The sequence below is a fragment of the Cryobacterium sp. GrIS_2_6 genome (genome assembly GCF_035984545.1).
Lineage (GTDB): Bacteria > Actinomycetota > Actinomycetes > Actinomycetales > Microbacteriaceae > Cryobacterium.
Map to the genome: position 1 here is coordinate 3,223,662 of NZ_JAXCHP010000001.1, position 23,182 is coordinate 3,246,843.

General features: G+C 68.3%; 15 protein-coding genes and 1 rRNA gene. 12 read left to right on the forward strand and 4 right to left on the reverse strand.

Going from position 1 to position 23,182, the window contains the following annotated elements:
• Positions 1-19: 19 nt before the first annotated feature.
• Complete coding sequence (locus tag RCH22_RS15715; RefSeq protein WP_327014633.1) at positions 20-2,071, reverse strand: glucose PTS transporter subunit IIA; 2,052 nt, start codon at positions 2,069-2,071, stop codon at positions 20-22.
• 434 nt (positions 2,072-2,505) lie between these two features.
• Here RCH22_RS15715 and RCH22_RS15720 point away from each other — a divergent pair, with 434 nt between their 5' ends.
• The 7 genes from RCH22_RS15720 (at position 2,506) to RCH22_RS15750 (ending at position 10,500) form a co-directional block, all read left to right on the forward strand.
• Positions 2,506-3,891: a DUF6421 family protein gene (locus RCH22_RS15720; protein ID WP_327014634.1), complete on the forward strand. Its 1,386-nt coding sequence runs from the start codon at positions 2,506-2,508 to the stop codon at positions 3,889-3,891.
• Between the two features lie 15 nt (positions 3,892-3,906).
• The gene (locus tag RCH22_RS15725) at positions 3,907-4,653 is read left to right on the forward strand and encodes an SDR family NAD(P)-dependent oxidoreductase (RefSeq protein ID WP_327014635.1); all 747 of its coding nucleotides are present in this window, start codon (positions 3,907-3,909) and stop codon (positions 4,651-4,653) included.
• Between the two features lie 139 nt (positions 4,654-4,792).
• Positions 4,793-5,677 (forward strand): ATP-binding cassette domain-containing protein, encoded by an 885-nt coding sequence (locus RCH22_RS15730; RefSeq protein WP_327014636.1) that lies wholly within the window; start codon positions 4,793-4,795, stop codon positions 5,675-5,677.
• Positions 5,674-6,798 carry an ABC transporter permease gene (locus RCH22_RS15735; protein WP_327014637.1) on the forward strand — a complete coding sequence of 375 codons (1,125 nt, stop codon included), beginning with the start codon at positions 5,674-5,676 and terminating at the stop codon, positions 6,796-6,798. The genes RCH22_RS15730 and RCH22_RS15735 overlap by 4 nt, the downstream gene beginning before the upstream one ends.
• Before the next feature lie 72 nt (positions 6,799-6,870).
• A complete protein-coding gene (locus RCH22_RS15740; RefSeq protein ID WP_327014638.1) occupies positions 6,871-7,995 on the forward strand; it encodes a low specificity L-threonine aldolase in 1,125 nt (374 codons plus the stop codon).
• On the forward strand, positions 7,992-9,692 hold the full coding sequence (locus RCH22_RS15745) for a long-chain-fatty-acid--CoA ligase (protein ID WP_327014639.1): 1,701 nt from the start codon (positions 7,992-7,994) through the stop codon (positions 9,690-9,692). The genes RCH22_RS15740 and RCH22_RS15745 overlap by 4 nt, the downstream gene beginning before the upstream one ends.
• Positions 9,693-9,906: 214 nt before the next feature.
• A complete protein-coding gene (locus RCH22_RS15750; protein WP_134446166.1) occupies positions 9,907-10,500 on the forward strand; it encodes a nitroreductase family protein in 594 nt (197 codons plus the stop codon).
• A gap of 101 nt (positions 10,501-10,601) precedes the next feature.
• Here RCH22_RS15750 and RCH22_RS15755 read toward each other — a convergent pair whose 3' ends face one another.
• Together RCH22_RS15755 and RCH22_RS15760 are read right to left on the reverse strand one after the other, a co-directional pair.
• Positions 10,602-11,648 (reverse strand): zinc-dependent alcohol dehydrogenase family protein, encoded by a 1,047-nt coding sequence (locus RCH22_RS15755; RefSeq protein ID WP_327014640.1) that lies wholly within the window; start codon positions 11,646-11,648, stop codon positions 10,602-10,604.
• 141 nt (positions 11,649-11,789) lie between these two features.
• On the reverse strand, positions 11,790-13,976 hold the full coding sequence (locus tag RCH22_RS15760) for an AAA family ATPase (protein WP_327014641.1): 2,187 nt from the start codon (positions 13,974-13,976) through the stop codon (positions 11,790-11,792).
• A 185-nt stretch (positions 13,977-14,161) separates the two neighbouring features.
• Between RCH22_RS15760 and RCH22_RS15765 the strand changes: the two genes are divergently transcribed.
• The 5 genes from RCH22_RS15765 to RCH22_RS15785 all read left to right on the forward strand — a co-directional run bounded on the left by RCH22_RS15765 (position 14,162) and on the right by RCH22_RS15785 (position 22,812).
• Positions 14,162-16,093: a primary-amine oxidase gene (locus RCH22_RS15765; RefSeq protein WP_327014642.1), complete on the forward strand. Its 1,932-nt coding sequence runs from the start codon at positions 14,162-14,164 to the stop codon at positions 16,091-16,093.
• 89 nt (positions 16,094-16,182) lie between these two features.
• The gene (locus RCH22_RS15770) at positions 16,183-17,091 is read left to right on the forward strand and encodes a universal stress protein (RefSeq protein WP_327014643.1); all 909 of its coding nucleotides are present in this window, start codon (positions 16,183-16,185) and stop codon (positions 17,089-17,091) included.
• Positions 17,092-17,177: 86 nt separating this feature from the next.
• The gene (locus tag RCH22_RS15775; protein WP_327014644.1) at positions 17,178-20,579 is read left to right on the forward strand and encodes an SNF2-related protein; all 3,402 of its coding nucleotides are present in this window, start codon (positions 17,178-17,180) and stop codon (positions 20,577-20,579) included.
• Between the two features lie 137 nt (positions 20,580-20,716).
• A complete protein-coding gene (locus RCH22_RS15780) occupies positions 20,717-22,036 on the forward strand; it encodes a glycosyltransferase 87 family protein (RefSeq protein WP_327014645.1) in 1,320 nt (439 codons plus the stop codon).
• A 134-nt stretch (positions 22,037-22,170) separates the two neighbouring features.
• Positions 22,171-22,812, forward strand: coding sequence for a histidine phosphatase family protein (locus RCH22_RS15785; RefSeq protein WP_327014646.1), 642 nt, complete (start codon positions 22,171-22,173; stop codon positions 22,810-22,812).
• 183 nt (positions 22,813-22,995) lie between these two features.
• On the opposite strand, the gene rrf is transcribed toward RCH22_RS15785, so the two are convergent.
• Positions 22,996-23,112, reverse strand: a 5S ribosomal RNA gene (rrf, locus tag RCH22_RS15790).
• Positions 23,113-23,182 lie beyond the last annotated feature (70 nt).

The window sequence follows — 23,182 nt, forward strand, 5'->3', positions numbered from 1 at the left end:
ACCTAGCGCATGACGACCGTTACTTCTCGGCGACCGTCAGGAGCGGGCTTCCGACCTGGACGTGGCCGGAGGCCGCCGGCTCGACGGGCCCGAACTTCCGGGCGTTCGTCACGAGCACCGGGGTGACGAGCGAGTAGCCCGCCGCTTCGATGACCGCGCGGTCGAAGGTCACCAGCGGGGTGCCTGCTTCGACCCTGTCGCCCGCGGCGACCTTGACGTCGAAGCCCTTGCCGGCCAGGTTCACGGTGTCGATGCCCACGTGGATGAGCAGTTCGACGCCGCTGTCAAGCAGCAAGCCGAAGGCGTGCCCGGTCGGCTGGGCGACGAGGACTTTTCCGGCTGCCGGGGCGTACACGGTGTCCTCTGTCGGATCGATTCCGACGCCGGGCCCGACGATTCCCTTGCTGAACACGGGGTCAGGAACCTCGTCGAGCGGAACGACGATACCGGCGACGGGCGAACCGATCGTGGCCAGGAGGGTGGCCAGTGCGGTCGCCGTTCCTGTGCTCGGTGCGGTCGCCGTAGCCGCATGCGCGGTACCGGCGGAAACCGGTGCTGCGACGGGTGCGACGTGTGCGGACTTCATGCTCGCTGCGGCTTCATCGTCCGCAACCTGGGCGGCAACTTCCGCCTTCTGCTCCGGCGTCTGGTAGCCGGAGAGGATCACGAGGATCATCGCGGTGAAGAAGGCTGCAGCGATGGCGATCGTGTACAGCGGGATGTTGTTGAAGGCGGGGATGGTCAACAGCGAGGTGAAGACGAAAGCGCTGGTCTTGACGCCGCCGCCGAGCCCGATGATGACGCCACCGACGAGGCAACCGATGAGCATGCGCGGGTAGATGCGCTTGAAGCGGAGATGGATTCCGTAGAGAGACGGTTCGGAGATGCCGCCGAGGAGACCGGCAGCGAGAGCGCCTGTCGCGGTCTGCTTCATCAAGCGGTCCTTCTCGCGAATGGCGAGGAAGAGCACACCGGCGGTCGCACCGAAGCACGCGAAGTTCCAGGCGCCCATCGGGCCCTGGATGAAGTCAAATCCGAGGGACTGGATGTTGAGCAGCATGATCGCGTTCAGCGGCCAGTGCAGGCCGAGCGGAACCATGAACGGGTAGGCCAGCGGGATGACAACCGCGAAGATGAACGGCGAGAAATCGTTGATCGACTTGAGGAAGTTACCGAGACCGGCTCCGCCGTACACACCGATCGGGCCGATCAGGAAGGCGGTCAGCGGGATCATGATGAGCATGCTGATGAACGGCACGAAGATCAGCTGGACGCTGGACGGGATGATCTTCTTCAAGAGCACGGTCAGGGCGGCGAGCACTCCGGCCATCAGCAGGGGCGGGAACACCTGCGAGCTGTAGTCGAATACCGTCAACGGCAGTCCGAAGATCTGCACGACGGATGCGTGGCCGCCGAAAACGGACGCCGCACCATCGGTCTTGCCCAGGGCCGTGAAGCCGGGGAGCATGACGACGGCCATGATTCCGAAGCCGACCCAGGGGTCGGCGCCCATCCGCTTGGAGGCGTTGTATGCCACCATCAGCGGCAGGAAGACGAAGACGCCCTGCCACATCAGGTTCACGAACTGCCAGGACGGATCAAGGGTGACGCCGGGCGCGTTCCAGGCCGGGATGACACCGAGGGTCGCCATCAAGGCCATGAATGTAATGAACAGCGACGCGCCCAGCAGCGCACCGAGGATCGGCCGGAACGAGTCCGACAGAACCTCGAAGAACGTGTCGAGCCCGGCGAACTTGCCGCGCGGACCCTTCGCCTTCCCCGCGGCCTTCATGTCAGCGATGGAGTCGCCGGCACTAATCTTCTTCATTTCGGGTAGCGCCCAAATCTCGTTGTATACGGTCTCAACCGCACCGCCGATAACGACCTGGTATCGGTCGCCGGTTTGGGGAACGGCGCCCAGAACCACCGGGATGGCCTCGACGGCCGCCTGGTCGATTCCGGATGCGTCCTTGAGCTGGAAGCGAAGCCGGGTGGCGCAGTGGGTGAGGCCCACGATGTTCCCGGCACCTCCAATACTTTGAACAATGTCTGCAGCAGGTTTTGACGCCACCTTGGTCTCCTTCTGGTGTGGATGCGGTACGTGTGACTCCCGCGGGCAGAGCTCAGGGCGACCGTGCGGGCCGGCTGAGAAGTTCGTGTGGATATTCACACATCATTAGCAACGTACACGAATTTTGTGCACATCTCAGCACCAAATTCGATCACGGCAGCCTCAGCGCGGACTCGTCCCCCGACATCCGCCGTGCACATCGAGAGTTGCCGTTCCCGCCGCGTTGCGCCGGCGCACAACGGTCACCGGGCACAAACGGCGATCCTCGGCGAGAAGCAGCAAGCACACGACGAATTCTTGCGCTCTTCCGCAGTAAAACGCCGTTGAAGCCCGGATACGCTGGACCGAACGCCACACAGGCGCGTTCACCCCGCACCACACGCACAACCCAGACAGCGCCGCGACCGCGGCATTCACGAGGACGGGAGGTTCCCATGTCGAATTACAGTGCAGAAGCATTGGTCGGTGAGCCCGAGGTTCTCGAGGACACCCCGAACCTCACCACCTCCCCGGCGTGGGTGCGGCTCAAGGCCGCCGCCTCGGCGATGCAGGCGATCCAGGCCCCAGACGGTTCGGTCCCTGAGGCCACCGACCGGCCGGATGCCGCCGCGCACGTCGCCGACATTCGTTCCGCCGTCGAGGAGCTCGCCCCGCGCTTCCCGCACGATGCCGGCTACCTCGCGGCGCTCGACCGCGACTTCGCCCGCTGGGCCAACGAGGACTTCGGCGTGCCCGACTTCTTCGACTCCCTGATGCAGTTCCAGCCGCAGCAGCACCGGACCGATGGCATCCGCCACCTCGTCGTCTTCCCGATGTACACCCAGAACGGCAGCACGAGCCGCCTGGTCGAGGCTGTGCTGATCGAGGTCATCTGGCCGGAGTTCGTGGCCGAACTCGAGCAGCAGTACACGAACAAGCTGTTCGTGCCGATCCGGTTCCTGGATTTCACGCCCGGCTACGACACCAATTCCGCCGTGCTCTTTCCCGAGACGGTCGCGATGCGCGAAATCCCGACCTTCACCTGGGGAGCGATCTTCGCCGACCGGGAGGCCGCCCGATTCCGCAGGGTCGTGGGCGCCGCATCCGCGATCACCCGCCTCGACCTGCCCGCCGAGGCCGCGGCACTCCTCGACGACCAGCACCTCACCGAGGAAAACTTCGTGATGTGGGACCTCATCCACGACCGCACCCACATGCGCGGTGACCTGCCGTTCGACCCGTTCATGATCAAGCAGCGGATGCCGTTCTTCCTCTACTCCCTCGAGGAACTGCGCTGCGACCTCACCGCCTTCCGCGAGTCGGTCACGATCGCGCGCGACGACACCGCGAGCCCCGAGGCGCGCAGGCACGCGAACCTCGTGCAGTACGCGGTGATCTTCGACCGGATCTTCCGCTTCGCGATCAGCGGCAGCCGGGTGCGCAACTACGACGGGCTCGGCGGCCAGCTGCTGTTCGCGTGGATGCACCAGCACCACGTGCTGCACTGGACGGACACCGCGCTCAGCCTCGACTGGGACGCCGTCCCCGACGTCGTGATCGCACTCGGCGCCCGGATCGACGAGCTCTACTGGGCCTCGATCGACCGGCCGAAGAAGGCGCACTGGCTCGCCGCGTACGCGATGATCGCCGAGACGCTCACGCCGAACCCGGCTTCGGCCTGGGCGCGCGGGCTCCCGCTCGAGGTGCTCGCCGGACCTCCGAAGGGGTACACCGACCTCGTGCTCGACGACGAATTCCCGCTGTCGATGTTCTTCGAGGCGCTCGATAAGAAGATGAAGACCGTCATCGAGTCGACGGCCGGCATCACCGGACGCGACTAGGCCGGGCGGCCGACGATGACCGGGCTGCCGGCCGACCACACGGATGGCCCGGGCCCCGGTGGCGGGACAGGTCCTGCCGGCGGGATCAGGCCTGCCGGCGAGGCCGTCGCCGGCCGCACCGTGATCGTCGCCGGCGCGACGAGTACCGCCGGGCTGGCCGTGTCCGGGGCGCTCGCGGGGGCCGGCGCCCGTGTGATCGTCGTCGGGTCGAACCAGCAGCGCCTCGCCGGGCTCATCGCGAGCGTGCCCGGCGCGTTCTGGTATACCTGCGATCTCGCCGACGGTGCGGCCGTCACCGACCTCGCCGAACGCGTCCATGCCGATCACGGCATGGTCGACGGGCTCATTCACCTCGTCGGCGGCTGGCGCGGCGGCGGCGGCCTTGCCGGCCAGTCGGACGAGGACTGGGCATTCCTGCACCGGAATATCGTGACCACGCTCCGCAACACGAGCCGCGCCTTCAACGCCGACCTGCTGGCCTCGCCGGCAGGCCGCCTCGCCGTCGTCTCGTCGGTCTCGGTGGATGCGCCGGCCCCCGGCGGTGCGAACTACGCCGCGGCGAAGTCGGCGGCGGAAACGTGGACCCGCGCCGTCGGCCACGGCTTCGCGAAGGCGGCCTCACCGAGTGGTCAGACCGCCGCGACCGCGATCTTCGTAGTCCGCGCCCTCGACGGCCTCGAACCCGAGCTCGCCGAACGGGTCGTCGCTCTCTGGGCTGTGCCTGCGGCATCCGTCAACAACACGCGCATCCCCCTCGGCTGACTGCCCCGCCCGACAATTGTTGCCGCTGCGAACATCTGCGGCCCGCGCGGGGGCCGCTCTTGTCGCACCGGCAACACGTCGCACCGGCAACACTTAGTGGAGAGGCGCGCTAGCGTGGGCATGGATACGGAGGAGGGGCATGCTCTCGATCGAGCACGTCAGTAAGCGGTTCGGCACCCGGCAGGTGCTGACCGACGTGAGCTTCGACATCTCCGACGGCCGCCTGACCGGCTTCGTCGGCGCGAACGGCGCAGGCAAGACCACCGCGATGCGGATCATCCTCGGCGTGCTGTCGTCCGACTCCGGCGACGTTCGGCAGGGCGGGGTGCCGCTCACCGCCGACGACCGCCGCCGGTTCGGCTATATGCCCGAGGAACGCGGGCTGTACCCCAAGATGAAGATCGGCGAGCAGCTCGTCTACCTGGCCCGCCTGCACGGTTTGCCCCCGGCATCCGCACGGCGCAATACCGCAGAGCTGCTCGAGCGCCTCGGCCTCGGCGAGCGCAGCGGCGATCTCGTCGAATCGCTCTCCCTCGGCAACCAGCAGCGTGCGCAGATCGCGGCGGCCCTCGTGCACGACCCCGAGTTCCTCGTCCTCGACGAGCCGTTCTCCGGACTCGACCCGCTCGCAGTCGAGGTCGTGATGGGCGTGCTCGGCAGCTATGCCGCACGCGGCGTCCCCGTGCTGTTCTCCTCGCACCAGCTCGACATCGTCGAACGCCTCTGCGATGACCTCGTCATCATCGCCCGCGGCGAGATCCGCGCGAACGGCCCCCGCGACGAACTTCGCGAGCGGCACAGCAGCCCGCGCTTCGAGATCCGTACGGCTGACGACGCCGGCTGGATCCGCACGGTGCCCGGCGTCGACGTCCTCGAGGTGAGCGGCGGTTTCGCGGTCTTCGAAGCCCAGACGGATGCCGCGAGCCAGGCCGTCCTCCGCCTGGCCCTCGAGCGCGGCCCGGTCCTCACTTTCAGCCGGCAGCGCCCGAGCCTGGCCTCCATCTTCAAGGAGGTCGTGCAGTGAGCGATCGCTCGGGAACGGCCGACCGGTATCCGGCGCCGACGCTTCGGCAGAGCGTCTGGCTTGTGGCGACCCGGGAGATCGTGGCCCGGCTCCGCAGCAAGGCCTTCCTGATCTCCACGGGCATCCTGTTGCTCGTCTCGATCGGGTCCGTCGTGGCCGGCGGTCTCGCGAGCCAGAACCAGACCCTGCCCAAGGTCGCGGTGGTCGGGTCGGCCGCCGCGCAGGTCGTGCGCCAGGCCGGCACGCTGGCCGCCGTCGAGGCCGACGATCTCGCCGCCGCAGAGGCCCTCGTGCGTGCGGGCACGGTGACCGCCGCGATCGTGCCGGCGGAATTGCAGGCCGGCTACCCGCTGCCCCTGCGGGTGATCGCCCTCTCCGGGACCCCGCTCGAGGTCGTCGGCGTCCTGAGCCTCCGCCCGGAGGTGACCCTTCTGGAACCATCGAAACAGGGCGAGGGCCTCGTCTACCTCGTCGCGATCGGGTTCGGGCTCGTCTTCTTCATGTCGGCGATCACCTTCGGCTCCACGATCGCGCAGAGCGTCGTCGAGGAGAAGCAGACCCGCGTCGTCGAGATCCTGATGACGACCATCCCGGTGCGGGCGCTCCTCGCCGGCAAGGTCGTCGGCAACAGCATCATGGCCTTCGGGCAGATCGTCGCGATCGGCTTGCTCGTCTCGATCGGCATGGCGGTGACCGGCCAGCACGTCCTGCTCGGCGACATCGGCCCGTCGCTGGTCTGGTTCGCGGTGTTCTTCGCGTTCGGGTTCGTGATGCTCGCCTCGCTGTTCGCGGCGACGGCGTCGATGGTGTCCCGGCAGGAGGATGTCGGCTCTGCGACCTCGCCGGTGCTCGTCCTCGTGATGATTCCCTATTTCCTGGTGATCCTGTTCAACGACAACCCCACCGTGCTCGCGATCATGTCCTATATTCCGTTCTCGGCACCCGTCGGCATGCCCATGCGGATCTTCCTCGGCACAGCCGCCTGGTGGGAGCCACTGCTCTCGCTCTCGATCCTGCTCGCCTCCACCGCGCTCGTGATCCTGATCGGCTCCCGCATTTACGCGAATTCACTCCTCCGGATGGGGGCACGGGTCACCTTCCGCGAGGCGCTCCGGGGCTGAGCGGATGCGCGAGCGACGGTCCGCGAGCACATCTCACAGTGGCGGCGGAGCCGGATGCGCAAGGATGGAGGGGTGACTCAACTCCATGACCTTTCCTCGCGCGGTTTCGCCTCGGACAATTACTCCGGGGTGCACCCCGAGATCCTCGAGGCGATCGGCAGGGCCAACGGCGCCCACCAGATCTCCTACGGCGAAGACGTGTACACCGAGCGCCTCCAGCAGGTGTTCGCGCGGCACTTCGGCGAGGGCACAGAGGCCTTCCCCGTCTTCAACGGAACCGGCGCGAACGTAGTCGGCCTGCAGTCGATGCTGCCGCGCTGGGGCGCCGTCATCTGCGCCTCGACCGCGCACATCAACTCGGATGAGGGCGGCGCCCCGGAGAAGGTCGCCGGCATCAAGCTCCTCACCATCGACACCCCAGACGGCAAGCTCACCCCCGCGCTGATCGACCAGCAGGCCTGGGGCTGGGGCGACGAGCACCGCGCCCAGCCGCTTGTCGTCTCGATCACCCAGACCACCGAGCTCGGCACCGCGTACAGCATCGGGGAGGTGCGGGCCATCGCCGACCACGCGCACGCGAACGGGATGACCCTGCACATGGACGGCGCCCGCCTCTCCAATGCGGCCGCGGCGCTCGGCGTCCCGTTCCGCGCGTTCACGCGCGACGCCGGCGTCGACGTGCTGAGCTTCGGCGGCACAAAGAACGGGATGATGTACGGCGAGTGCATCGTCGTTCTCAACCCCGAGGCATCCGCCGGACTGGTCTACCTGCGCAAGCTCAACATGCAGCTCGCCTCGAAGATGCGGTTCATCTCGGCACAGCTGATCGCGCTGCTCGATGGCGACCTCTGGCTGCGGAACGCCGGCCACGCCAACGCCATGGCCACGAAACTGCGGACCGCCCTCGACGACGGCATCGCCGACGGCTCGATCACGGGTGTCTCCTTCAGCCAGCCCACCCAGTCCAACGCCGTGTTCGCGGTGCTGCCGCCCGGCGTCGCCGACAGCCTGCGGGAGGCGTTCCGCTTCTACGACTGGAACCCGGCGACCGGCGAGGTGCGCTGGATGTGCGGCTTCGACACCGAGGAGGCCGACATCGACGCCTTCGTCGCCGCCCTCAAGGTCGAACTCGAGTCGGCTCGCGCACTCGCGAGCGACCAGGACACGGCGCCGACCCCCGAACCGGCCGAACGATGAACGCCTTCGCCAACAAACCCTGGCTCGGCTCGTACGCCCCCGGGGTGCCGAGCACCATCCCGGCCCCCTCCGACACCCTCGTCGGGATGATCGAGGCCTCCTGCCGGCTCTACGCCGACGCGATCGCACTCGACTTCTTCGGCGGCACCACGAGCTACACCCAGCTCGGGGAGCAGATCTCGCGCGTCGCGAACGGGCTGATGCGCCTCGGCGTCAAACCCGGCGACCGGGTCGCTCTCGTGCTGCCCAACTGCCCCCAGCACGTCGTCGCGTTCTACGCCGTGTTGCGCCTCGGCGCGATCGTCGTCGAGCACAACCCGCTCTACACCGAGCGCGAGCTGCGGCACCAGTTCGAAGACCACGGCGCCCGGGTCGCGATCGTCTGGGACAAGGTCTACACGACCGTGCGCGACTTCCCGGCCGACCTGGGACTCCGCACCGTCGTCGCCGTCGACCTCACGGATGCGATGCCGCTCGTCAAGCGCCTCGCCCTGCGGTTGCCGATCAAGCAGGCCCGGTCCTCGCGAGACGCACTCACCGTCTCCGAGCTGCCGAAGGACGCCATCGAGTGGTCCTCCCTCGTCCGCGCCCGCAAGCTCCGCCACAACCACCCACGACCGGCCCTCGGCGACACCGCGGTGCTGCAGTACACCAGCGGCACGACCGGCACCCCGAAGGGCGCGATCCTCACCCATTCAAACCTGCGGGCCAACGCGCTCCAGGGCGAAGCGTGGGTGCCCGGCCTCACCCCCGGCCAGGAGGTCTTCTACGCCGTCCTGCCGATGTTCCACGCTTACGGCCTCACCCTCTGCCTCACCTTCGCGATGGCGACAGGGGCCCGGCTCGTGATGTTCCCCAAGTTCGACGAGAACCTTCTGCTGGATGCCGCGAAGCACACCCCGCCGACGTTCCTTCCCGCGGTCCCGCCGATCTACGACCGGCTGGTCACCGCTGCCGAGAAACGGAACGTGAGCCTGCGCAGCATCCGCTTCTCGATCTCGGGCGCGATGAGCCTGCCCGTCTCGATCGTCGAACGCTGGGAGTCCGCCACCGGCGGGCTCCTCGTCGAGGGGTACGGCATGACCGAGGCCTCGCCGATCGCCGTCGGAAACCCGATCGGCCCGAGCCGCCGCCCCGGCACCGTCGGAGTGCCGTTCCCGAGCACGGAGATCCGCGTCGTCGACCCAAAAGACCCGTCGATCGACCGCGGTGTCGAGGAAGAGGGTGAGTTGCTCATGCGCGGCCCGCAGGTCTTCTCCGGTTACTGGGACCAGCCGAGCGAGACCGCCAAGGTGCTCCTCGAGGGCGGCTGGCTTCGCACCGGCGACATCGTGCGCGTCTCCGCCGACGGCTTCGTCACCATCGTCGACCGCATCAAGGAACTCATCATCACCGGCGGGTTCAACGTGTCGCCGTCCGAGGTCGAAGCCGCTCTTCTCTCACACCCCGACGTCGCCGACGCCGCCGTCGTTGGCATCGCGAGCAAGAACGGCGGCGAGGACGTCGTCGCCGCGATCGTGCTCACCGACGGCGCCGTGCTCGACGTCGACGCCCTGCGCTCATACTGCCGCACCCGGCTCTCGGCGTACAAGGTGCCCCGGCACATCGTCGAGGTCGAGGAACTCCCCCGCTCGATGATGGGCAAGGTGCTCCGCCGCCAGGTGCGCGACAACCTCATCGCCGCCACCCCCGCCTAGCCCACCAGCCCAGCCCGGCTCGCGAAAGCGGGTGAATCGTCGTTGTCCCGCGCTGAGACCGGCGATTCACCCGCTTTCGCGACACACGGGGACCCACGGGGACACGCGGACGCGCAGTATGCGTGTGCATGGAATAACGGCGCGGCTCGCGCGTTGAAGAGAGCGGGTCAGCGTTGCCCCGGACACCCACACACTCCAGACGAAAGACGGGCACATGACCCTCATCACCGACACCCTCAGCCGCGCCGCCGACACGACGTCGCCCCTTCTCCCCGCGCTCTCCGGACGCTGGAGCCCGCGCGGCTTCGACCCGACCGCGGTCATCGACGAGACGACCCTGACCACGCTTCTCGAGGCCGCCCGCTGGGCCCCGTCCGCGAGCAACATCCAGCCGGCCCGCTTCATCGTCGCGCGCCGCGGCACCGCGAGCTTCGCCAAGGTATACGAGGGCCTGATGGGCTTCAACAAGTCCTGGGCGGATGCCGCGTCCGTGCTCATCGTGAACATCGCGCACCTGCCGATCGACGAGACCCGCGAGAACCCGTGGGCCCGCTACGACCTCGGCCAGGCAGTCGCGCACCTCACCATCCAGGCCCAGGAAGAGGGGCTGTACACCCACCAGCTCGGCGGCATCGACGGCGCGGCGATCGCCGAGGCCTTCGGCCTCACGTCCGACCTGGCCGTCGTCTCTGTGACCGTCCTCGGTGTCCTCGGTGACGTCGACGCCCTCTCCCCCGAGCTCTACGCCCGTGAGATCGCGCCGCGCACCCGCAAGCCCCTCACCGAGCTCCTGCTCGCCAACGACTAACCCACCCCACCTCCCCCGCGAGAGTACGGAAAAGGCCCCTTCACGCGAAGTGAAGGGGCCTTTTCCGTACTCTCGCGGCCAGGAACGCTGCGAACGGCGGGTTAGGGACGGAGGAGGACCTTGATCGCGCGGCGCTCGTCCATCGCGGCGTACGCCTCGGCGACGTCGGCCAGCGGCAGCTCCAGGTCGAAGACGCGGCCCGGGTTGATCTCCCCGGAGAGCACCTCCGGCAGCAGTTCCTCGATGTAGCCGCGCACGGATGCGACGCCGCCGTTGATCCCGACGTTACGGCCGAAGAGGGGCTGCATCGCAATCGGGCCACCGGTGGGCACGCCCACGTAACCGACCATTCCGCCCGGGCGGGCCGACGCAACCGCTTGCTCCATCGATTCCCTGGTTCCGACGCACTCGAGCACGAAGTCCGCGCCGATGCCGTCGAACATCTCGTGGATCTTCGCGACGCCCTCGGCTCCACGCTCCTCGACCACGTCGGTTGCGCCGAATTCGCGCGCGACGACCTGCCGTGAGGCGTGCCGGGACATGGCGACGATCCGCGAGGCCCCGAGACGCTTCGCGGCGATGATCGCACACAGGCCCACGGCGCCGTCACCCACGACGACGACGGTGCTGCCCGGGGTCACTCCCGCGGAGACCGCGGCGTGGTGCCCGGTACCCATCACATCTGCGAGGGTCAGCAGGCCCGGGATCTGGGCATCCGTCGGCTGGGACGGTGTCGCGACGAGGGAACCGTCCGCGTGCGGCACGCGCACGCGCTCGCCCTGGGCACCGTCGGCGAAGCCGCCGAGCCGGTCGTCCGCACCCCACCAGCCGCCGTGCAGGCACGACGTGCTCACGCCGTTCCGGCAGTTGATACAGGTGTTGTCGCAGTCGTAGAACGGTGCGATGACGAAGTCGCCGACCTTGATCGTCGTGACGTCTGCGCCGATCTCCTCGACGACGCCGACGAATTCGTGGCCGATCCGGTGCGGCTCGGTGGTCGGCTGCACGCCGCGATACGGCCACAGGTCGGAGCCGCACACGCAGGCCGCGACGACACGCACGATCGCGTCACCGCCGGTCGAGAGAATCGGGTCGGGTACTTCTTCGAGGCGGATGTCCCGCTCGCCATAGATCACAGTTGCACGCATGCTCCGAGCCTAGTTCCCGACCTCGCCAGCACGCCGTCGCCCAGCCCCCGTTCCGCTGACCGCGAAAGCGGGTGAATCGTCGGTTTCAGGTTGCGAAAACGACGCCTCACCCGCTCTCGCGGTGATAAGGGCGCCAGCGCTCTAGAGGTCGGCCTCGTCGAGCGGATGCGGCGGCACGGGCACAGCGGGCGCAGGCGCGACCGTGAGGGAGTCGCCATCGGTCGCGAGGTCCACGAGCACGGTGTCGCCGTCGCGCACCTTGCCGGAGAGGATCGCGGTCGCGAGCCGGTCGTCGATCTCGGTCTGCATGAGCCGCCGCAGCGGGCGGGCGCCGTACATCGGGTCGTAGCCGCGTTCGGAGAGCCACGTGCGCGCCCTCGGCGTCACGGCCAGTTCGAGGCGGCGTTCCACGAGGCGCTTCTCGAGCCGGTCGATCATGAGCTCCACGATCTGGCCGAGGTCCCCCATCGACAGCGACTGGAAGACGACGATGTCGTCGAGCCGGTTCACGAACTCCGGCTTGAAGGTCTGCCGCACGAGCAACTGCACGGCCTCCTCCTTCTGCTCGGTGCTGAGCGTCGGGTCGATCAGGAAGGCCGAGCCGAGGTTCGAGGTCAGCACGAGGATGGTGTTGCGGAAGTCGACGGTACGGCCCTGGCCGTCGGTGAGGCGGCCGTCGTCGAGTACCTGCAACAGCACGTCGAAGATCTCGGGATGCGCCTTCTCGACCTCGTCGAACAGGATCACCGAATACGGGCGCCGGCGCACCGCCTCGGTGAGCTGCCCGCCCTGCTCGTAGCCGATGTAGCCGGGAGGCGCCCCGACCAGGCGGGACACCGAGAACTTCTCGCCGTACTCGCTCATGTCGATGCGGACCATGGCCTTCTCGTCGTCGAAGAGGAACTCGGCGAGCGCCTTGGCGAGCTCGGTCTTGCCCACGCCGGTCGGGCCGAGGAAGAGGAACGAGCCGGTCGGCCGGTCGGGGTCGGAGATGCCGGCCCGGCTGCGGCGCACCGCGTCGGCGACCGCGCGCACGGCGCGCTTCTGGCCGATCAGCCGGTGCGCGAGCTCGCCCTCGAGGTTGAGCAGCTTCTCGGTCTCGCCCTGGAGCAGGCGGCCGACGGGAATGCCCGTCCACATGGCGACGACAGCAGCGATGTCGTCCGCGGTGACCTGGTCGTTGACCATCCGCGGTCCGTCGGACTCTGCCTGCTCGGCGGCGGCGAGTTCGCGTTCCATCACGGGGATGTCGCCGTAGAGCAGCCGGGAGGCGCGTTCGAGGTTGCCCTCGCGCTGGGCCCGCTCCGATTCACTCCGCGCGGTGTCGAGTCGGGTCTTGAGCTCGCCGACCCGGTTGAGCGAGGCGCGTTCCTTGTCCCACCGGGCCTGCAGTCCCTTCAGGGTGTCCTCACGTTCGAGCAGGTCGGCCCGCAGCTTCTCGAGCCGCTGGCGGGAGGCGTCGTCCTTCTCCTTCTTGAGGGCGAGCTCCTCGAGCTTGAGCCGGTCGACGCTGCGGCGCAGCTCGTCGATCTCGACGGGTGCGGAATCGATCTCCATCCGCAGCCGGCTCGCGGCCTCGTCGATCAGGTCGATGGCCTTGTCCGGCAGCTGCCGGGCGGTGATATAGCGGTTCGAGAGGGACGCGGCCGCGACGAGCGCGGCATCCGCGATCGACACCTTGTGGTGCGCCTCGTAGCGCTCCTTGAGGCCGCGCAGGATCGCGACGGTGTCCTCCACGCTCGGCTCGTCGACGAGCACCGGCTGAAAGCGCCGCTCGAGGGCGGCGTCCTTCTCGATGAACTCGCGGTATTCGTTGAGCGTCGTCGCTCCGATCAGGCGCAGCTCGCCGCGGGCGAGCATCGGCTTGAGCATATTGGATGCCGCGACAGAGCCCTCCCCGCCGCCCGCGCCCATCAGGGTGTGCAGTTCGTCGACGAAGGTGATGATCTGGCCCTCGGCATCGTTGATCTCCTTGAGCACGGCCTTCAGCCGCTCCTCGAACTCGCCGCGGTACTTCGCCCCGGCCACGAGGGCGGCGAGGTCGAGCGCCACGAGCTGCTTGCCCTTGAGCGAGTCGGCTACGTCGCCGGCCACGATCCGCTGGGCGAGACCCTCGACAACGGCGGTCTTCCCGACACCGGGTTCGCCGATCAGCACCGGGTTGTTCTTGGTGCGGCGGGTGAGCACCTGGCTCACGCGGCGAATCTCGGCGTCCCGCCCGATCACGGGGTCGAGCTTGCCGCTCTTCGCGATCTCGGTGAGGTTCACGCCGTACTTCTCGAGCGCAGACTTCGCCTCTTCCTGGGGCGGCTGCTGGCCTGCTTGCATGGGAAGATCCTTTCTCTCGTGCGACAGCCCGCCGACAGGAAAAGCTGAGTCGCATCGACTCAAGTTTAGAGGCTGCCGACGCTTGGCGCCAGCACTCGCGTCCGGCGGTACCGGTGCCATAATGACCGCAAACAGCGGCAGGCGACAGCGCCGCCGAGACACGCCTTCGATGATGAGGAGCCCCGATGACCTTCCATCCCCTCGACCCGCTGACGGCCGACGAGTTCACCGCGGCCGCAGCCATCCTCGCCCGCGAGCGCGGTGTCGGACCGGGCTGGCGCTTCGCGTCTATCGAACTCGTCGAGCCGGGCCGGCACGCCAGGTCCGCCTTCGATCGTGCCGGTGCGGTCCCCGAGCGCCTCGCCAGGCTCGTCGTGCTGAACCGTGCCGAGAACAGCACCTGGGTGGCGGTCGTCTCCCTCAGCGCAGACGCCCTGCTCGACTGGACCACGGTGCCGGGCGTGCAGGCCAACTTCACGGTCGACGAGTGGGACGAAGCGGATGCGGCTCTCCGCGCGCATCCGGAGGTCGTCGCCGCCCTCGCGCGCCGGGGCATCACCGATCTCGACACCGTTTTCATCGACACCTGGACCTACGGTGACGCCGTCATCCCTGAGCGATTCCGGGGCAGGAGGATCGGCTGGTCCGACGTCTGGGTGCGCGCGGAGGCGGGCGCCAACCCCTATGCGGGACCAGTGAGCGGACTACACTTCGTGATCGACGTGAACACGATGGAACTCCTCGACGTCGAGGACTCGTTCGCGGTCGACCGCCCGGCCGTGATGGGCGAATACGTGCCGCACCTCATCCCTCCCCGCATCCGAGACCTGAGCCGGCGTCCTCCGCTGAGGCCGCTCGACATCATGCAGGCTGAGGGGCCGAGCTTCACCGTCACCGGCCACCGGGTCGAGTGGCAGAACTGGTCGCTCCGGGTCGGCTTCAACTACCGGGAGGGCATGACGCTGCACGAGGTGAGCTACCGGGACGGCGAGCGCGTCCGCCCGATCGCCAACCGGCTCTCCTTCGCCGAAATGGTCGTGCCCTACCGGGATCCGAGCGTCGACCACTTCCGTCGCACGGCTTTCGACATCGGCGAGTGGGGCCTGGGCTTCATGACGACCTCACTCGAACTGGGCTGCGATTGCCTCGGCGAGATCCGCTACCTCGACGCCGTTCTGCACAACAGCGCCGGCGAACCGTACTCGATTCCCAACGCCATCTGCATCCACGAAGAGGACAACGCGGTGCTCTGGAAGCACGTCGACCACGACGGCGGATCGGAGGTTCGACGGATGCGTCGCCTCGTCGTCTCCTTCCACGTCACCGTCGCGAACTACGAATACCTCGTTTACTGGCGCTTCTACCAGGACGGCAATATGGAGTGCGAGGTGCGCGCGACCGGGATCATGGTCGTCACGAGCCTCGACGCGGGCCAGCCACATCCGAACGGCACCCTTGTGGACACCCGCACATACGCCCCCTTCCACCAGCACTTCATCGTCGCCCGGATGGACCTCGACATCGACGGGACCGAGAATACGGTGTTCCGCTCCGAGACGCGCGTCGAGCCGATCGACGAAGCGAATCCGCTCGGCCTCGCCCTCACCCAGCGGAACACGCCCATCGAGACCGAGGGCTTCGACGACTACGACTGGGCGACCCAACGCAGCTGGAAGGTCGTGAACGAGGCGACGTTGAACGGGCTCGGCACCCCGGTGTCGTACAAGCTCGTTCCGGGCGGCGCCATCCCCTCGTTCTTCGACCCCTCCTCGCCGGTGTTCCAGCGCGCCCAGGTGATCGGGCACACGGTGTGGGTCACCCCCGGAGACGAGACGCAGCGCTGGCCCTGCGGCGAGTTCGTCAACCAGAGCGCGGTCGACCACGGCCTGGCCGAGTGGACCCGCGCCGGGCGACCGGTGCGGAACACCGACGTCGTGCTCTGGTACGTCTTCGGCATCCACCACATCACCCGCCCGGAGGAGTGGCCGGTCATGCCGGCCGACACCGTGTCATTCTGGCTCAAGCCGGTCGGCTTCTTCGACCGCAACCCCTCCCTCGACGTGCAGCCGAGTGCCGCAGGACACGCGCACGGACATGAGCATCACGACCCGCACTGACCGGCACTGACCGGCATTGAGCAGCACAGGCCACGAAGCGCACAGACCAGCCCCACCGATATTTCACCGAGAACCCAGGGAGATCCAGCGTGACCAGGACAGCGAACTACGTCGTCGCCTACGAAGCGACCGATCGCGGCAATGATGCCATCGAACTCGGGGTCGCCCTCGCCCGGCTGACCGGAGCCGAGCTGCGGCTGTGCCTCGTACTGGCGCACTCCACTATCGCGCCCTCCCGGCTGCGCGCCTCCGGCTCCGACTTCGAGGCGCTCCTCGAACACCAGGGCCTCGAATGGCTCGCCGGCGCCGCGGCGAGGGTGCCGGCCGACATCGTGGCCACGACGCACCTGATCTGGGCGGATGCGACCTCCGACGGGCTGCTGAGGGCCGTCACGGAATTCGACTCCGACCGGATCGTCGTCGGAGCCTCACGCCACGGCATCCGCGGTCGCTACACGATCGGCAGTGTCGCAAACGCCCTCCTGCACGCTTCGCCCGTGCCCGTCGCCCTCGCGCCGCACGGGTACCTCGCCCCGGCGCAGATCTCCCGGATCACCTGCGCGATCGGCACCCGGCCCGGCTGGTCGACTCTCCTCGATTCTCTGCTGGCGTTCACGGAGGGCCACAGCGTTGATGTGCGCTTCCTCACCCTCGTCGAGGTCGACGCCCGGCGCGCCCAGCATGGCGAGTCGACGCCCGCTGTCGAGGCGTCCCGGGCCGCGGAGAGCACGGCACATCTCGAATCGGTGCTCGAGTACTACTCGACGCGATTGCCTGCTCCGGGCGCCATCACGACCGAGGTCGCCGTCGGCGAGAACGTGGAGTCCGCCGTGGAGGGAATCGAGTGGCGAGCGGACGAAGTCGCCTTCGTCGGTTCGAGCCGCCTCGCCCAGCCGACGACGATCTTCCTCGGTATCACCGCCCACCGCATGCTCAATGCCCTTCCCGTGCCGCTCCTCGTGGTACCCACCGGCGCCGCCGCACTCCTCGCCCGCTGAGCGGTATCGGAGGCCGCCGTCGCCTCCGATACCGTCACACCGTGGGAGAATGGGGTTCGACCTTCTAAGGAACCCTCTTCCCCCTTATGGCTCACTCTCTCAGCTCACACGAGATCGCCCTCCTCGTCGGAAGTCAGGCCTTTTCGCGCGGTGAACGTTATGCGCGCAACGGCCACGTCCTGTCCGAAGTCTGGGACGACTCGGGCACGAGGCTCACCGGAAAGGTCCGCGGCACCGGACGCACACCGTACACGGTGACCATCTCGTTCGTCCTGAATCCCGCCGGGGTCGCGGTGCGCGCGACCGGGCTCTGCACCTGCCCGATGCGGAGCAACTGCAAGCATGTCGCCGCCCTGCTCGTCACGAGCCGGAACGGCGGGAATCCGGGCTCGATCGAGGCCGACGAGGCCGACGTCGACCGCTTCCGCAGGCGCTCCGCGCCGCCGGCCCTGTATGCACTCCAGTCCCCCGCAGCAGCATCCGCAGCGCCCGCCCCGACCGTCCCGCGCTGGCGCAGCGCGCTCGGCGGCCTGCCCACCCCCGGAGAGACGGCCGCGCGGACAGGGACGGAACTCGCGTTGCAGTTCCAGGTGCTCGCCCCGGTCAACTCCCGGTTCCAGTCCGGTGGGCGGCACCTCGCCGCCCGGCCGATGCTGCTCGGCAAGCAGGGCCGCTGGATCCGCGGCGCCCTGACCTGGGACAACCTCGCCCAGACCGCGGGCACCGCCCAGCGCGCCCAACGGCGGGTGCTGTCCGCGCTCTACGCCCTGCACCTCGCCGGACGCCCGTATTACGGCTCGGCGACGCAGTGGATCCAGCTCGACGACTTCCCGGACCGGGCACTCTGGGGCCTGCTCGAGGAGGCGACGGCCGCCGGTATCCCGCTCATCTCCACCTCGGGCGCCCAGGATCCCGTGCGCATCAACGAGCGTCCGGCATCACTCGAGCTCGACATCCGCCGCACACCCGGCGGCCTCGCGCTCACCCCGACCGTCGTACTCGACGGGCACCGGCTGCCCGGCGGCCGGTTCGGTTTCACGGGCGACCCGGCGCACGGCATCTACACCTGGCAGGATGCCCCCGCCGGGGACCCGACCGGGGGCAGGCTCACCCTCGCGCCGCTCGCCGTCGAGGTCAGCAGGGAGCTGCGGAACCTCGCCGCCACCGGCCAGTCCATCGACGTGCCCACCGCCGACGAGCCCGACTTCCTCACCGAGTATTACCCGTACCTCCGCGACCGTGCGCGCGTCACGAGCCGCGACGACTCGTTCGAGCTGCCCGAAAGCCCGCGCCCCGCGCTCACGCTCACGCTCAGCCATCAGGCGGATGCCCGCATCGCCCTGAACTGGGCATGGCGCTACCAGGCGGGCCCGGCAGCCACCGGTACCACCACCAGCACCGAAACCCCCGCCGGGGCATATGACCTCGAACTGCGGCCGGCTCCCGGAGAGCACCGCTACCGCGACTCCGCCGCCGAGGCACGGATCCTCCGGTCCGTCGACGAACTGCTCGCACCCCTCGCCGAACTCGCCCCGCGACGCGGCGGGGTGCCCCGGCTGTCCGGGCACTCCGAACTCACCGGCGCCGGCATGATCGACTTCCTCGAGGGGGTCGTGCCGCGGCTCGAAGCACTCCCCGACGTCCTCGTCGTGCAGAGCGGCGACGTGGTCGACTACCGCGCGGCGGACACCGCCCCGGTGATCAGCGTCGGCACGAGCGAGCGCCTGGACGACCGGGACTGGTTCAATCTCGCGGTGTCCGTCTCGATCGACGGAGAGGACGTGCCATTCGACGTGCTGTTCCGGGCCCTCGCCACCGGCCAGGACATCCTCATCCTCCCGAGCGGCACGTACTTCAGCCTCGACCGGCCCGAACTGCACACCCTGCGCCGCCTGATCGAGGAAGCCCGCAGCCTCCAGGAACCATCCGCGACCTCCCTCGGCATCAGCCCCTTCCAGGCCGATCTCTGGGAGGAACTGCAGGAACTCGGCGTCGTCACGAGCCAGGCCGCCGGCTGGCGCGACATCGTCGCCGGGCTCACCGACGTTGAACAGGTACCGACGCTCCCGCTGCCGGACGGCGTTCACGCGACACTCCGCAGCTACCAGCAGTCCGGCTTGGAATGGCTCGGCTTCCTCCACGACCACCGGCTCGGCGGGATCCTCGCGGACGACATGGGGCTCGGCAAGACCCTGCAGGCGATCGCCCTGATCAGCCGCGCGGTGGCCGGGCGCGACAGCGACGCACCCGCGCACCCGTTCCTCGTCGTCGCGCCCACGAGCGTCGTCTCGAACTGGGCCGCGGAGTGCGCGAGATTCGCGCCGGACCTGCGCGTCGCATCCGTCACGGAGACCTCGCGCAAGCGGGCGACGGGCATCGCAGCCCTGCACGCCGAAGCGGATGTCGTGATCACCTCGTACACGCTGTTCCGCCTCGACTTCGACGAGTACAACGCGGTGCCGTGGGCCGGTCTCCTGCTCGACGAGGCCCAGTTCGTGAAGAACCGCGCGTCCAGGGCCTACCAATGCGCCCGGCGCCTCGACACACCGTTCAAGCTCGCGATCACCGGCACCCCGCTCGAGAACAACCTGATGGAGTTCTGGTCGCTGCTGTCGATCACCGCGCCCGGCCTGTTCCCGAGCCCCACCCGCTTCGCGGACTACTACCAGAAGCCCATCGAACGGGATGCGAACGAGGAACGGCTCACCCAGCTGCGCCGCCGCATCCGCCCGTTCATGCTGCGCCGGACCAAGGAGGAGGTCGCCGGTGACCTGCCGAGCAAGCAGGAGCAGGTGCTCGAGCTCACCCTGAACCCCCGGCACCGGGCTGTCTACGACACCCACCTGGCTCGGGAACGGCAGAAGGTGCTCGGCCTGATCGAGAACCTGAACGCGAACCGTTTCGAAATCTTCCGCTCCCTCACGATGCTCCGCCAGCTCAGCCTCGACGCGGGGCTCTACGACGCCAAGTACGACGGAATCCCCTCCACCAAGCTCGACGCGCTCCTCGAACTACTCGAGGACGTCGTCGCCGGCGGGCACCGCACCCTCATCTTCAGCCAGTTCACCCAGTACCTCGGCCGGGCCCGCAACCGGCTCGAAGCCGCCGGCATAAGCTACTCCTACCTCGACGGCAAGACCCGCAACCGGGCTGCGGTGATCGACGAGTTCAAGACCGGCACCAATTCGGTCTTCCTGATCAGCCTCAAGGCCGGAGGCTTCGGGCTCAACCTGACCGAGGCGGACTACGCCATCCTGCTCGACCCCTGGTGGAACCCCGCGACCGAGGCGCAGGCCGTCGACCGGATGCACCGGATCGGCCAGACCAAGAACGTGTTCGTCTACCGGCTCGTCGCGAAGAACACGATCGAGGAGAAGGTCATGGCGCTCAAGGCCACCAAGGCACGCCTCTTCGACAGCGTGCTCTCCGCCGACGGCGCCAGGGGAACCGCGCTCACGGCCGCGGACATCCGCGAACTGCTCTCCTGACCGCCATCAGGCTGTGAGCTCTCTCAGCAGGAAGGGCCGGTAACAGGGCAGAACCGTCTTGCAACCCAGCGCACAAACCTATAATTTGGATGAAGTCTGCCCTCCCGGGCTCTTGGCCGTCTGCAGAGGTGAGTGAAATGTCCTACATTCTTGACCAGGTCGACCACCGAGTCCGACGCGTTCTCACGCCCGCCCGCCGCCTGTGGCTGGAAACCCCGCGCACCCTCGTGATCGGCTTCATCGCCATCCACGTCGTGTTCCTCCTGGCCCTCCTGCCCGCGATCCTGACCGGCAACGTCCTCGGCGACCTGCCCCTGTACCGCACATGGGCCCAGCAGGGCCTCGTGCACCACGTCTGGATGGGCATCAACGTCGAGTGGGTCTACCCGATCGGCGCCCTGTTCCCGATCGTGTTCGCCGGCCTCGGCGGTCCGCTGTTATACCAGCTGATGTGGTTCCTGATGACGGCCGCACTGAACGCCCTGGCCGTCATGGTGCTCACGGATGCCGGCCGCAAGATCAGCGGCTACCGTTCCGCCTGGTTCTTCCTCCTGATCAGTTTCGTCCTGAGCCCCGTCGGCCTGCTCCGGCTCGAGGGCCTCACCGCCCCGCTCGTGATCATGGGTCTTGTCCTCCTCGCCCGTCGCCCGGTCGTGGCCACCGCACTGCTCACCATCGCCACCTGGGTGAAGGTCTGGCCGGCGGCCGTCGTCGTCGCCGTCGTCGTCGCGTCCCGGCGTCGCATCACGGTGATCCTCACGGGCATCGCGGTCACAGCCGGCGTCGTCGCCACGGTCTTCGCTCTCGGCGGACTCAAGTACATCACCGGCTTCGTCACGATGCAGTCCGACCGGGCCATGCAGCTCGAAGCGCCGATCACGACCCCCTGGGTCTGGCTCGCCGCCCTCGGCCACCCGAACACGTTCATTTACCAGAACTACGCAATCGCCACCCGCGAGGTCAGCGGACCCGGCACAACGCTCGTCGCCTCCCTGATGAACCCGCTGATGTTCATCGCCATGGGGGCGATCGTCACGCTCATGCTGGTCGCGTTGCGCCGTCACCACGACGTCTCGCAGCTCCTGCTCGTCGGGTCGCTCGCGCTCGTCGGCGCCTTCATCATCTTCAACAAGGTCGGGTCCCCGCAGTACATGCTGTGGCTCGCGCCCGTCGTCATCGTCGGAGTCAGCCACAGCTGGCACGCCTGGCGTGCGCCGGCGTACATGATGGTCGCCATCGGCGTTCTGACCACGCTGATCTTCCCGGTGTTCTACATGCCGCTCGTCAACGGTGACCTGTCGGCGCTCGTGCTGCTGACGGCGCGCAACGGCCTCCTGATCGTGATGTTCGGCTGGTCTCTCGTCACCCTGTGGCGCATGGTCGTGGCTCCCGTCACCTCGCCCGCACTGCTGTCCCGCCGCCTGGCCGCCGGCAACTCGCGTAGCGTCGCCGCCTGACCCGTCGGCAACCCGCGCAGTCTCCACCCGGACACAGCCCGGCGCAGCGCTGCCGTGCGTCGCTGACGGTCCGGAACGGTCCGGGCCGCCTGGGCGATTCCCGGTTGGGTCCCCGGCCGGGGGACAATGGAGTAGTGACTTCACCAACGACCTTCGCCCTTATCCGCCACGGCCAGACCGACTGGAATGCCGCCATGCGGATCCAGGGTCTGTCGGACATCCCGCTGAACGACACCGGGCGCGCGCAGGCCGCCGAGGCTGTCGGCCACCTGGCGGACTACGACTGGGACTTCATCGTCTCCTCGACCCTGTCCCGGGCCGCGGAGACCGCCGACCTCATTGCCGACGGCCTCGGCCTCACGGTGACCCGCCGCATCCCGGAGATCGTGGAACGCAACTACGGTCCCGCAGAGGGCCTGAGCGCCGGCCCTGAGCTCGACGCCCTGCGCATCGATGGCGGTCCGACCGGCAACGGCGGCTTCATCGGCGCGGAGCCCGAAGCGGATGTCGCCGCGCGCGGCCTCGAGGCCTTGCGTGAGCTCGCCGCAGCGCACCCCGGGGCCCGGATCATCGTCGTCTCCCACGGCACGCTGATCCGCCTGACCCTGATGAAGGCCCTCGGCGAGTTCGTCGGCACCATCGCAAACGCGGCCCTGACCGTGGCCAGCCTGGACGACACCGACTGGTCGCTCCAGGTACTCAACGGCGAGGTGCTGACGGCCACAGACGACCTCGACAACGACCGCGACGCCCTCGACGCCGTCCCCGCCCGCTGACCCCTCCCGCTGACCTCCGCGGGTTGGGCGCCAGTTGCGCCGTTACGCGCCAGGCGTGCCTGGTGCGTAGCGGCGTAAGTGTCGCGCGGGGCCGACGGGTGGCCTGCGGATGTCGGCTGCGTTTCGCGGGTTAAAGCAGAAAAGCCACCCCGTGGGGTGGCTTTTCTGGTGTTTCTAAGTTAAGTCCGGCGGTGTCCTACTCTCCCACAGGGTCCCCCCTGCAGTACCATCGGCGCTGAGAGTCTTAGCTTCCGGGTTCGGAATGTGACCGGGCGTTTCCCTCTCGCTATAGCCGCCGAAACATCTTTCGATGGATCGATTCTATATTTTTCAGTTATAGATCCCGGCTGTTATGCCGGGGTTGTTCTCG